Source organism: Paenibacillus tundrae (assembly GCF_036884255.1).
In the GTDB taxonomy this organism is placed as follows: Bacteria; Bacillota; Bacilli; order Paenibacillales; family Paenibacillaceae; genus Paenibacillus.
Window position 1 is genome coordinate 1,024,535 of sequence record NZ_CP145605.1, and the last position, 12,626, is coordinate 1,037,160.

Below are 12,626 nucleotides of genomic sequence, written 5' to 3' on the forward strand. Positions count from 1 at the left end.
AATAGTTTTCGCTGATTGGTATGTTACTTACATAAACTCGAGCGTATTTACTTGATTAAAAAGTATGGTTCGTGGAGTGATTTATATGAATAGCGAAAATGAACTCGATGATAAAGTTCGTCATATTAAGCTAAATGAATTATCCATACGAGAATTAATTGAATTTCTGGATTCAAAACAAATATATATCATCAGTAATACGATGATTAGAGTCGTAGAACTAAAAATCAATAATACTTTAGTGATCGAAAAGCTTCAAAATTTAACTCAATATATGGGTGAACGATATACTTTTGCAGAAGGAATCAGAATCGGACATTTTGCTATGGCAACACTATCAATCTTGAATACCTCTGATTCTTTAAATGCGTATCATGAAACCTTAGAGAATCTAAAAGAAGTGGATAAAGGAAGGATAGAGAAGGTAATTGAAATATTTAATGACTTAACTAATACGAATTGAATTTTTTAGTTTGCAAACATCTAACGTATTGATGCAGATAATGAATATCCGAATGAGGCGTGAGTTAGGAGAGAATATAATATTATTGAAAAAGCTTAATGGGGGAGAGAAGTGTACAGAATACTTATAGAACAAAATGAAATTGACAAACTGGTTGAATCTTATTTTTATATTATAGACCTCCCAAGAGCATTAAAATATTTTGGGAATTCTGAAAGACATGGGTATGGATCAGGTCCACTAGAGGTACAATTTTCAACTTATCATGAGCCAAATGAGGAGTACTATATTGGAGATAGGAAAGTGTGCTTTATAGGAGAGCCCCCAGCTTATGACGAAGATGTAATGGCAGTAATGGAGTACGATCAATTTTATAACTGTTTAGTTATTTATAGTGGGAAACATCTTGACGAACATCCAGAAGATATAAATAAGATTAATAATTTACTAGAAATAATAAAAAGTAGATTAGATATAAAAGTCTAATTAAAGTTTGTATAACAAATATAACTGATATAATACACAATTTTGGTAGTTTTATTGGTGAATGTTTCATTTAATTAAATTAAGATATGCTTAATAAATTGAACAGGTCGATTATGGTCAGATGAAACCGTAATTAACCTGTTTTTTTATTATCTTTATTTTCTTGTGTGCTTCAGATCTCAATTGATCGATGAGAGAGAAAAGAAAAGAACGAAAAACGCTACTGACATACTGTTGGCAATAGGGGGCTTATATAATCATGCATATAACACAACCACCCATATACTAAGGAGGACATAACATTATGTCAGTAATCGGACCAGACTTCATTTCACTTCAAGTGAGCAATCTCGAAAGCTCCGCGGAATTCTATCAATACTATCTTGGATTGGTTCGCTCGCAGGCAGGGCCACCTCATGCTGTGGTCTTTGATACGAAGCCTATTGCATTTGCTCTTCGCGACTTACTCCCGGGAGTAGAGCTCAGCTCGGTTAGTCAGCCTGGACTTGGTGTTGCTCTGTGGCTTCAAGCCCCTGATGCGCAAGAAATCCACGACAAACTTGTTGCTGCAGGCGTAAAGATCACATCTGCACCAATTGATGGACCATTTGGGCGAACCTTTACATTTGCTGATCCAGACGGTTACTTAGTTACCCTTCACAGCAAAGCCTAAACTATAATTAGATTAGTGTTAACTTTACTCGCAAAGGCTTATTCCCACTGTAAAGCAGAGGAATAAGTCTTTTTTCTGTGTACTTAATGAAGAAAATTCCCTTATTTATGTCAACCCAATATTTTCTTGCGAAAATCGACATATTCGTATACTATTTTCACATTACATAGTGCTTCAAGCATGGTGAAATTGGGTATGGGCTAGTCGAAAAGGCTTACGCGGATGTGGGAGGAAGAGGAGCGAATGATCGGAGTGTTCAGAAAACGTTTAGTTGTCCGTATAGTTGCCATCGTTACATTTGTCATGCTGGTACTATCTGCAGGAAGTATGTTGCTTCAGTTGGCTAATACAAAATTGGCTGCACAGAAGGCAATCTCAAGTTACAACATTCAGATAGCTCAAAGTTATGTAAGTCAGTTAGATAAGGAGCCCTATGTAGAATTTGTGCAAGATCCACAAGAAAACAGTACATTTCTGAAGATTAGAGATGAACTTGATGATTTTCGTGTAAGGATCGGCGCAATGTACGTGTACTATGCAAAAATAGATGACAAGGATACACCACTCATGATGGTGGATGGGATCAAGGACCCAGACAAAGCATCCGCAATTAATGAAGTAACGGACATTCCTCCAGATGCTGTGGCCGAATTGCGGCAGGGGAACACAGCGAGTTCATCGATTATTAACAACGAAGAATATGGCGAATACATATCCTCCTATGCTCCGATCATGGATAACAACGGTAGTCTAGTAGGTGTAATCGGCATCGATACGGCTGTATCTGTTATCGGAACGATCGAGTCGGATATCCTGACTTCTAGTCTTCCGTTCTACGGTGTACTGCTGTTCATTACACTCGCAGGAATTGCCATTGTACTATGGTTTATCGTAAGAGGTCTGAGACCGTTGCAACCACTAAAAGCAAGTGTAGAACGAATGGCGCAAGGTGAACTGGCAGAAGCGAATCGAATTCTGACAGCATACCCACTTCGTAGCCAAGATGAGATTGGTAGTACGTTTACAGCAATGACCCAGATGTCTGGGAATTTGAATAAAATTGTGAGTGACATGGTCGCAGGTGTGTCTGTGACTACAGATATTCTTGCCGAATCCACTGAGGAATTCAATCGGAATGCAGAAGAGATGCTGGTGATGAATAAAACAGTGGATCATGCAGTGCAACAGATTAGACAGGGCGCGCACACGCAGAAGCAGGGCGCAAGTGATAGTGCTCATGCAATGGAAGAGATTGCAAAAGGCATCACGGACATATCCGAGTCCTCTACAGCGGTGTCGGACGCTGCGACTACGACGCTCGCTACAGCGCAATTGGGCAAGCAGAGCATGACAGACATGAAGAAACAGATGGAGAATATATCCGCGGTTGCGGGAGAAGTGGTAGCGCTTGTTCAAGTGCTGAGCAACTATTCCCAGGAGATTGGGGGCGCTTTGCACACGCTGCGGGATTTTGCCTCCCAGACGAAGCTGCTTGCACTCAATGCTTCGATTGAAGCTGCTCATGCTGGAGAGCATGGGAGAGGCTTTTCAATCGTAGCGGATGAGGTGAGAAAGCTGGCAGAAGCTTCGAGTTCATCCGTGCAGACCATATCAGATTTGCTAACAGGCATTCAGCAAGAGTCCGAACAGATTGGGACACAGATGAATGTAACGGCACAGGAGATAGGTCAGGGTGTAACTTTGACTGCGGATGCGGAGGTTGCCTTTACACAGGTGGTCGATGCATTGCGACTCGTAACCCAGCGAATCCAGGAAGTCTCTGCTGCAGCAGAAGAAATATCCGCAGGATCCGAGGAAGCAGCTGCATCCGTGAACACGATCTCCGAGATCTCGTCCGGCGTTTCCGATCATTCGGACGATATCTATCGTTTAACCCGTGAACAATCTGCGATGTTCCAGAAGGTATTGGAGGCATCCAATGTACTGCAGCAACAGACGCATGACATGAGTCAAGCAGTGAAGAAAGTCAAAGTATAGAATAAAATAAACGCAATATGTGTAACGTTATTAAAACACCCTACTCCGTAGTCGAGCTGTGTTCATGCAGGCATCGACTGAAAAGTAGGGTGTTTTTTAGTTATTATAAATGTCCTAGCTCAATAGCCTGTCTGAACTTTAACGTAAATCGCTCTGCTGCCAGGGCAATTTCCTTCGACTCTGCTTGCACGAATCCAATCTGCATCTTGGGTTGGTCAATGCCTGTAATCTCAATGAGTTTGAGTACGCCCTCTTTCCACAATGGATGTTGGTAGAAGGAGAAGTCATGTCCAATAGTAGCGGCCATATTGCTCCCAAGAACCGTTGTAATAGCTTCCGAATTATTCGTGCGGAACAAGATAGAGAGTGGGCCGTGATCATAGGTGAAGTCTTGGATAAAATCATCGATGAATCCATCGCGGTATAATGCCAGCTTATGAAGCTTGAGTTGCTCTGGGGTAACCCGGTTCAGCTTCGCCAGATCAGAGTGGTGATGGGTGCAGACGACAAGCTTGCCTGAGTACATGGGGATGAAGTGTAGGCCGTCGAACTCCCGTAGCTGTTTCGTATAGATCGCGATGAATCCCAGATGAGTCTTGTTGCTGCGAATATCCTTGATAATCTCCATGGAACCTTTCTCTTCAATCGAGATATCCAATCGGGGGTGTTCAATTTTCATATCGGCAGTAGCCTGTACCAAGTAGGGCATGACACTGGGAAAAGTAGCTACATGAAGCTCGCCTGTTAAAGCGGAAGCCTCAATATTCATTGTTTTCAGATCATCCACACGCTGAAGAATATCCATCGCTTTGGCTATAAAACGTTTGCCTTCTACCGTAGGGAATGTGCCGCTGCGTGAGCGTTCAAAAAGCGTAAGATCCAGTTCTTTTTCAAGTCGATGGATCGATTGGCTAATTGCGGATTGGGTGATGTGCAGATTCGCGGAAGCAGCAGAGAAGGATTTCGTTTTGGCAATTTCAACAACGTATTCAAGCTGTTCAAGGTTCATGTATTCATCTCCGTATTTGTATTACTATAACTAATATTAACATTAGTATCTATAAATATGAATAATGTTTGAACAGGGCTATACTAAGAGTAGAAGTTGTGTTCATCTTATAAACGATAAAAAGGGGATGCATCCAATGAAAGCAGCAGTATGGTATGGAAAAAAAGATGTCCGCGTAGAAGAGCGTGAGGTAAAGGCAGCGCAAGCGGGACAAGTAAAAATTAAAGTACAGTATGCAGGAATCTGTGGCAGTGACTTGCACGCGTATCACCATGGTGTTGGTATACAAGAAGGGGACAAACATCCGCTATCCGGACAGAATGCACCGCTCACACTGGGTCACGAGTTTGCCGGAGTGGTTAGTGAACTGGGTGATCATGTAAGCGGAATCAATGTAGGAGACCGTGTCGTTGTAGAGCCGTTGTATCATTGCGGAAAATGCGAGTACTGTATCCAAGGGCGTTACAATCAATGTACAGAATTTGGCTTCGTTGGCTTGAATGGGGACGGCGGCTTTGCAGAATATGTTGTGGTCGAATCCTATATGGTACATGCTCTGCCAGATAACGTATCCTTTGAAGAAGGAGCGCTTGTTGAGCCTACAGCCGTTGCTCTTCATGCCGTTCGCCACAGCAAGCTAAAAGTGGGACAGAAGGTTGCCGTATACGGTGCAGGGCCAATTGGACTGTTGACAATCTTGTCAGCAAAAGCGGCTGGAGCATCCGAAATCTATGCGGTCGATGTATTTGATGAGCGTCTGAACCTTGCAGCGAAGCTGGGCGCTATTCCGGTAAATAGTGCTCAAGTGAATGCAACGGAAACCATTCTACAGCAATCCGGTGGGATTGACGTTGCTTATGAAGCTGCAGGTGTGCAGCCAACAATGGACAGCGCCATTGCCGTGATCAAGAAAGGCGGAGAGGTTGTCGTCATTGCGGCTATTCCAACACCACTTCAAGTGAACTTCTTCGAGCTGTTGGTGAAGGAAGCGAACCTGACTTCTACACTGGCGTATCGTCACATTTTCCCAGAAGTGGTTTCTTTGATCGCAGAAGGAGCACTGGATGTGAAGCAGGTTATTACGAAGAAAATCAAACTCGACAATATCGTGGAAGAAGGGCTTGAGCTGCTCATGTCTGATAAGAGCCACGCCAAAATCCTCATCGAAATTAACGGGTAATGAGTAGGTAAAGTAAGTAACAGATAAACCTAGTTACCATGCGAACCCATTTCGCATAAGCTTACCTCTCATGATCCAAACGGATTAGATTTACTGATTTGTATGGGCGGCCTAGGCACTAGCCCTTAGTCACTCCATGTCACCGCAGAAACCACCACCTATGCACGGTTCTCCCAAATGTTAGACTGCATTCTAGCCAGGGGGACAGCGAAATAGGAGGTGGTTTTTTGTCATGCGTACGAAGACCATATTCTCCATAATTGTCCTACTTACGATTCAATTGCGTGTGGTAGAGATGGTTGCGATATTCAGAAGGGGTGAGCCCTTCATATTGCTTAAACATTCGTAGAAATAGTTTGTAATCAGAGAATCCGCATGCACCAGCGATTTCCTTCACACTTGCATTGGTATTCAGCAACATCTGTTTGGCTCGATTGATGCGCTGAGTCAGAATATACGTTTTGAGACCTACGCCTTTCTCGCGCTTTACCATTTTGGAGATATAGTCCTTGTTGAAATTAAACGTCTCTGCCACCTTCGCTACGGTAATATCCGTATGGATATGAAGGTCAATCCATTTGCAGATGTGATCCACAATGGCATTATGTGCACGATAATCGGTCTGGGTATTACGCTCTAGCTCCTTCAATAATAGCAATAACGCCGCATCCGATTCCTCTGTTGAGAACGAAGAGACATGCAGAAGCTGCTTGAATAACTGATTCGCCGTTGACGGTACCTGGATTGTGGAATAAGTAGGATACGACAGAAACTCCAGCTGCTGCGTGTCATAATGAACCCAGTAGAAGCTTACCGGTGCGTCACTGGTCTGATATCCATAATGCTGACGCCCGGATTGAAGGAATAACATGTCATTTGGGCGCACGATATACTTCTGATCTTCCTCGGCAATGTACATCTCTCCCTCTAACATCAAAATGATCTCTTGAAAGGGCATGCTGCGCTTCATATGTGTCCAGTTCCCCTCCGATATAAATTTCCCGCAGAGGTAATGTTCTAATAGCTTTGGCATAGGACGGATTTATCCACCTTTTCTTGGATTCTGAGTCTGATTCATTTGTATTTTATTTGATAACATGAGGAAGTACAAGGTTTATCAGAGATGTGTGGTTAGTCGACGTGAGAGATAGAACAACGGATTTTACCCTTTTTATCCAGATGGAAAATATATGATCACAATTCGCTATATAAATTGAACTAAACATTTACACGAGAACGGAGAGGACAGAAATAACATGGAGAAGCGGAGCGTTCGCCTGAAAGCTTTCTACAAGAAAGCTACATCGGAAGCATAAGCTATCCCCGGATTTTACCTTTGACAATAGGAAATCAAAAAAATCTGGGGATAACAGCGATCGGAAGGTTATTCTGTCATCGAAGTGGCAAGTGTAACTATTCTTTATTTCAATTTATATGGATAGTTCATGAGGAGGGAATCAATTGATTACACAAACAAACAGAGGATTTTTGAGTCCTGCACAGATTGATCTATCGGATGGTGTGTTCAATACGTCACAGCAGGTGGGAGAACAGTATCTCTTATCACTGGAAATCGATCGATTCCTTGCCCCATGTTATGAGGCGCATGGATTAACTGCGCGCAAGGAACGTTACGCCGGCTGGGAGGCGCGGTCTATTAGTGGGCATTCCTTAGGACATTACATGTCAGCGCTTGCTGTGACCTATCAGGCGACGGGCAACGAGGAGTTGAAGCGTAGATTAGATTATGCAGTCAGTGAATTGGCTGGTATTCAGCAGGCGACAGGTAGTGGTTATATTGGCGGCCTGCCTGAGGAAGCATTTATCATCGGATTTCAAGCTGAACACATTGGTGGTTTTAACATCGGGGAGTATTGGGTTCCTTGGTACAGTGTGCATAAAATCTATCGTGGGCTTATTGATGCGTATAGGCTAACAGCGAATGAAGAGGCTCTTCAGGTTGTTACTCGTTTTGCAGATTGGGCAGTGGCTGGACTACAGGATATGACGGATGAGAAGGTACAGAAAATGCTTCAGTGCGAGCATGGGGGCATGAATGAAGTATTTGCACAGTTATACGGCATGACGGGCAAAGCGGTCTATCTGGAGACAGCAAAACGCTTTACTCATGAGACTATTTTGGCACCTCTAGAGCAGGAGAAAGATGAGCTTCAGGGATTGCATGCCAATACTCAGATTCCGAAAGTGATCGGAGCAGCAGAGATTTATAATCAAGATCACTCCCACGAGAGCTACCGCACAGCGGCTGAATTTTTCTGGGATACGACCATACATCACCGTTCTTATGTCTTTGGTGCAACGAGCATTTCGGAGCATTACGAGGCAAAGGGCATGGAGAGCCTAGGGATCAAAACAGGAGAGAGCTGCTGTACCCACAACATGATGCAGTTAACGAAACAACTCTTCACCTGGAACCCAGATCATGCATACATGGATTATTATGAGAACGCTGTCTACAATCACATTTTAGGCACCCAAGATCCGGATACTGGGAACAAAACGTACTTTGCTTCCACGCTCCAAGGACATTACAAAATCTACGGAACTCACGATACCGCATGGTGGTGCTGCACAGGATCAGGCATGGAGAATCCTGGCAAGTATGCCGAAGCGATCTATTTTGAGGAAGACGATAACTTGTATGTGAACCTGTACATTGCCTCTACGCTAGACTGGACTTCACAAGGATTGTCATTGAAGCTGAACACCGATTTCCCTTATTCGGAAAAAGGAACCCTGACGATTACCGGAGGCAATGCCTCGGCGAATCTGAAGCTGCGCGTACCATCCTGGCTCCAAGAGCCGATGACGGTCATGGTGAATGGGGACACGCAGCAGATCGTGTCCCAGAGCGAGCCGGGATACATCACACTTTCGCGTCACTGGAGCGAGGGCGATGTGGTTACCTTCACCCTGCCAATGGCGCTCAGTCGGTATACATCCCGAGATGATGAACACAAGGTAGCATTCCTGTACGGGCCAATTGTACTTGCCGGTGCACTTGGTAGCGAAGGACTTCCTGTGGATACGATCGTAGACGAGACTGCATTGAATCCTAAGACTGCACCTGTACCTGTCATCTGGACAGAGGAAGAGGATGTAAGGGAATGGATTCGAGTTCTCGATCAGGAAAAATTAACATTTGAGCTGAGCGGAGAGGTCACTTCCACAGGAGAGCCTGTGAAACTCATTCCGTTCTATGATGTGCATCATCAGTTCTATACGGTGTATTGGCCGCTCAACGATGAAGGCGATGCACTGGAGAAGGTATTGAATGATATCACCATCGACAGAGTTCAGCCGGACGGTCAGCAAGATGAGATCGGACACCAGCTGGACGGCAACTGCCGTGAGGCCCAGTATAACGGCTCGTCTACGGACAGCCGCAACAAGCTGCACATGTGGCGAGAAGCATACGGTAATGATGATGCTCACTTCAGCTATCGACTGGCCGTGCAGCCAGCAGCACCTAATCATCTGTGTGTAGCCTATTGGGGCGGAGATCATTCTCCTTTTGAACGTGAGGGCATTCGGTATGATCGGCACTTCAATATTATCGTCGATGGAGTCGTTATTGGAGAGCAGCGGATTCATATGAACAAGATTGGCGAGACGTTCTATGTTGCCTATGATATTCCGCAGGAAACCACGTCGGGTAAAGACAGCGTTAAGGTGACGTTCCAGGCGCTGGGTGACAATGGTTGTGCCGGTAAAGTCACAGAGGTTCGCACCACACGAAGTAAACCGGAATTTCTAATTATTTGAGCAGGGTGCAATTCAATCGGTGTTATATCCTGAACTGGAAAATTCACTCCAGCAGCTATTCAAGTTAAGTCTTAACCGAAGCAAGTTCACGAGGCTTGTTAAATTAAAGATCTGACCATTCCGATACTCCGGCACCTCGCCGGAGTATTTTTCATTTTTAGACAAGTCTTATTAAGGTTGTTCCAAACGAGTACATTTATGAAAGATACTTTATCTCTTCTGGTAACAACAGACTACATTGGTTCAATGGGTCACTATTCGTTAATGATAAAGAGGTGACTATATTCCTGTTTTTGGATATGTCACTACCTTGGAAACAACAGAGGGGGTATAATGAACTTTACTTCTTTGGTAAAAGGAAGCCATATAGAAGGTAAGAACTAATAAATAAAATAGTAATCATTATTAGATAGTTAACAGTTAGTGATCAATTTTGTTCCTAAATACAGGAATGGATCACAAAAAGTGATCCATTTCTTCGATATTATTTTTTTATTAGTCCCTCGGGGACAGCAGCGGTGACAATTTCAAGTGTTTCATAGTTTATAAGAAGAAACACTTCGGTATTCGTATTTTCTGTCAAATGTCCATATAGTCCAACATCTGCTCCGAGACTGGGAGGATTAAACTTGTGGCGGGTAAATTCTACGTTAAGATCATATTTTTCTTTAAAGTATGCTTTTCCTGCCTCCATGGCCTTGTTAACGATTTGAGTATCTTCGCTAGAATCTGACATGAAGCTACAACCTCCCAGAATTAGGACAAGAATTACAAAAATAATTATACTCTGAGACTTATTTTTTTGTATATCGTCCCCTCCTCAAATCTATCATCATATGGGTATATTACTATAAATTAAGTTTCAGAGTAAATATAGGAGGTATACTATTTTGAAAACGTACATTTCAGATGAGATGTATTTGAATTTTTCTAAGCTTGCATATCAAGACATTTCGAATGGGTATATCCTCCCGGAATTAGAGGATTGGAAAGTCGTCGAACCTGGCAATGCAGAGTTAAAAAACAAAGTTACAGGTTTTGATGCTCTGGTGATTAAAAACCAACAAACTGACCAAGTCGTCATCAGTTACCGAGGAACTGAACCCGATGGACACTGGTATGGAAGATTAACTGATTACGAGACAGATGTGCGCGACGTTATTTTCGGTCGAACACGTCAACTAGAGGATGCAGTCACAGATCCCAACCATCACAACATATTTAGAAAAAGTTTCATGCTATCCATAATGGACGACATCTTATGGGAGAATAACCAGTTTAACCAAGCAGAAAAACTGTATGAGTCTGTAAACCAAACATTTCCAGATGCAGATATTTCATTAACAGGTCATTCCCTTGGTGGCGGTTTGGCTCAATACGTAGCTGCGCGTAAGGATGTTTCAGCCATGACATACAGTGCACCAAGCGTAACAAACTTGCTGGATGACATCAGTTTATCCAGAGTGAATGAAGGCTACTACGACGGTAAAGTGGTTAATGTTGTAGACCCCAACGACTCTGTCGGTGCTGGTGGTATAGTCGAGTATGACAGGCATGTTGGTAGTACCTTTTACAGAGGACAAGATTTCGATTCTGCTAATGCAATGTACCAGAATTGGAAGCTTCAGTATCACTTGCCGATACCAATTCGCTCTTTGGGAGCCGGCGCACCGCTTGAAGTTTATAATTTCCCCGTTAATATTGATTTGGACAAGTTTCAAGTGGGCAATATCTATCGATTACTCGATTCCTTCTCCAAAAAAGAAGGAAAAGGATACCATTCAATGGATCAATATGAGTTTGATACAAACGGAAATCTTGTCGGACCACTAATTAATCGAGCAACAGGTGAAGAGATTAGCATATCACCGCGCTGGACGGCTCACGAAAAATCACTATCAGCCATTATTAGCGGCGCCGTAGCTCCCCTGGTCGCAGTTGCTGCGAGCGCACAAGCAGCTGCGGGTAAAATTCAGTTAACACCAGAAGAGTTAGCGCAAGCGGCAAAGGAAATGCGTGTCAGCCTAAGTGGATTCTCAAATGAAGTTCAGGCTTCTATTCAGATGTTCCAGACACATATCTCCACGAGCGAGAGTCAATCGTTCACTCCGATTGCTTATAATGCCACGGCTACGCTTGAACGAATAAACCGCTGGTACCAGGAATCTATTAGTGAGATCGCTGAATACATCGAACGTAAACATGAAGATTTCGTTTTAGCAGACGAATTTAAATCTTAGAGGGGGAGGAAATATGGGTAGAATATCTGTATCCTTGTCTGATTTACAACGAGCAGTTGCACAGTGTGAGCAACTTCAGGAGCGCTTGAGGCAACAAGAGCAGAAAATGAGTTCGATCTATAATCGCTTGCAGCAAGATTGGTTCGGTTATAGTGCTACCATGTTAGGGTTCAAAATACAATCGTTTCTTAATGGGGCATCAGCCCGTCTGGTAGAGTTGGAGACACACAAAGAGGAATTGAAACGATACATCCGTAAAATGGAGGAGGCTGATCGTGAAGATCGTAGTGAACGTAGGAGCCACAGGATGATGCAATAGGGAATGAGGTTTACCTTTGGTATAGCCGAATCGCAGCACCAAGTCCATGCGTTCCAAACCGCCTGACAATCCCTTATATATTAAATTCAATACATATATAACTATCTTAGAAACGGCGTTGAAAGACACCAACTACGTGTCTTTCAACGCGTCGTTTTTTCTTTTTCTCAGAAAGAAGGAGTAATTAATGCCATGAAGGCCATTGCGAATTATCTTACTATTGTAACTGAGGATTTTGCATTGACTTAAACCATTGATACGTAAGGAATTCGATTAAAAAAGGACTTTCCTTCAATATGTAGGAGTTTCTCGGTGAGCAAAACTAAAACCTCAAGAATGAAAGTCATTCTCTATATCCTCCAAGAAAATCTATTTTCCTTAGAAGAGCTGTTAAGAATGTATTGAACAGATCAAATGCATATCATTTTTGGTACGTTGGATCTGCTGCGGCCTTATATTCAAACCGCTTAGA

General features: G+C 43.2%; 11 protein-coding genes. 8 read left to right on the forward strand and 3 right to left on the reverse strand.

Going from position 1 to position 12,626, the window contains the following annotated elements:
- The first annotated feature begins 85 nt into the window (after positions 1–85).
- The 4 genes from V6W81_RS04480 (at position 86) to V6W81_RS04495 (ending at position 3,620) form a co-directional block, all read left to right on the forward strand.
- Entirely contained in the window at positions 86–463 is a 378-nt protein-coding gene (locus V6W81_RS04480) for a hypothetical protein (RefSeq protein ID WP_338541758.1), read from the forward strand.
- Positions 464–574: 111 nt separating this feature from the next.
- The gene (gene cdiI / locus V6W81_RS04485) at positions 575–949 is read left to right on the forward strand and encodes a ribonuclease toxin immunity protein CdiI (RefSeq protein ID WP_338541759.1); all 375 of its coding nucleotides are present in this window, start codon (positions 575–577) and stop codon (positions 947–949) included.
- A 304-nt stretch (positions 950–1,253) separates the two neighbouring features.
- Complete coding sequence (locus tag V6W81_RS04490) at positions 1,254–1,622, forward strand: VOC family protein (RefSeq protein WP_338541760.1); 369 nt, start codon at positions 1,254–1,256, stop codon at positions 1,620–1,622.
- 243 nt (positions 1,623–1,865) lie between these two features.
- On the forward strand, positions 1,866–3,620 hold the full coding sequence (locus V6W81_RS04495; protein ID WP_338541762.1) for a methyl-accepting chemotaxis protein: 1,755 nt from the start codon (positions 1,866–1,868) through the stop codon (positions 3,618–3,620).
- 103 nt (positions 3,621–3,723) lie between these two features.
- Here the strand turns inward: V6W81_RS04495 and V6W81_RS04500 are convergent, their stop codons facing one another.
- On the reverse strand, positions 3,724–4,629 hold the full coding sequence (locus V6W81_RS04500; RefSeq protein ID WP_338541763.1) for a LysR family transcriptional regulator: 906 nt from the start codon (positions 4,627–4,629) through the stop codon (positions 3,724–3,726).
- Positions 4,630–4,765: 136 nt separating this feature from the next.
- Here V6W81_RS04500 and V6W81_RS04505 point away from each other — a divergent pair, with 136 nt between their 5' ends.
- Positions 4,766–5,809, forward strand: coding sequence for a 2,3-butanediol dehydrogenase (locus V6W81_RS04505; RefSeq protein WP_338541764.1), 1,044 nt, complete (start codon positions 4,766–4,768; stop codon positions 5,807–5,809).
- A gap of 265 nt (positions 5,810–6,074) precedes the next feature.
- On the opposite strand, the gene V6W81_RS04510 is transcribed toward V6W81_RS04505, so the two are convergent.
- Complete coding sequence (locus V6W81_RS04510) at positions 6,075–6,779, reverse strand: AraC family transcriptional regulator (RefSeq protein WP_338541765.1); 705 nt, start codon at positions 6,777–6,779, stop codon at positions 6,075–6,077.
- A gap of 491 nt (positions 6,780–7,270) precedes the next feature.
- Here V6W81_RS04510 and V6W81_RS04515 point away from each other — a divergent pair, with 491 nt between their 5' ends.
- Complete coding sequence (locus tag V6W81_RS04515) at positions 7,271–9,595, forward strand: beta-L-arabinofuranosidase domain-containing protein (protein WP_338541767.1); 2,325 nt, start codon at positions 7,271–7,273, stop codon at positions 9,593–9,595.
- 484 nt (positions 9,596–10,079) lie between these two features.
- Here V6W81_RS04515 and V6W81_RS04520 read toward each other — a convergent pair whose 3' ends face one another.
- Positions 10,080–10,331, reverse strand: coding sequence for a hypothetical protein (locus tag V6W81_RS04520; RefSeq protein WP_338541769.1), 252 nt, complete (start codon positions 10,329–10,331; stop codon positions 10,080–10,082).
- A gap of 154 nt (positions 10,332–10,485) precedes the next feature.
- Between V6W81_RS04520 and V6W81_RS04525 the strand changes: the two genes are divergently transcribed.
- Positions 10,486–11,835 (forward strand): lipase family protein, encoded by a 1,350-nt coding sequence (locus tag V6W81_RS04525; RefSeq protein WP_338541771.1) that lies wholly within the window; start codon positions 10,486–10,488, stop codon positions 11,833–11,835.
- A gap of 13 nt (positions 11,836–11,848) precedes the next feature.
- Positions 11,849–12,154 carry a hypothetical protein gene (locus V6W81_RS04530; protein WP_338541772.1) on the forward strand — a complete coding sequence of 102 codons (306 nt, stop codon included), beginning with the start codon at positions 11,849–11,851 and terminating at the stop codon, positions 12,152–12,154.
- The last annotated feature ends 472 nt before the right edge of the window (positions 12,155–12,626 follow it).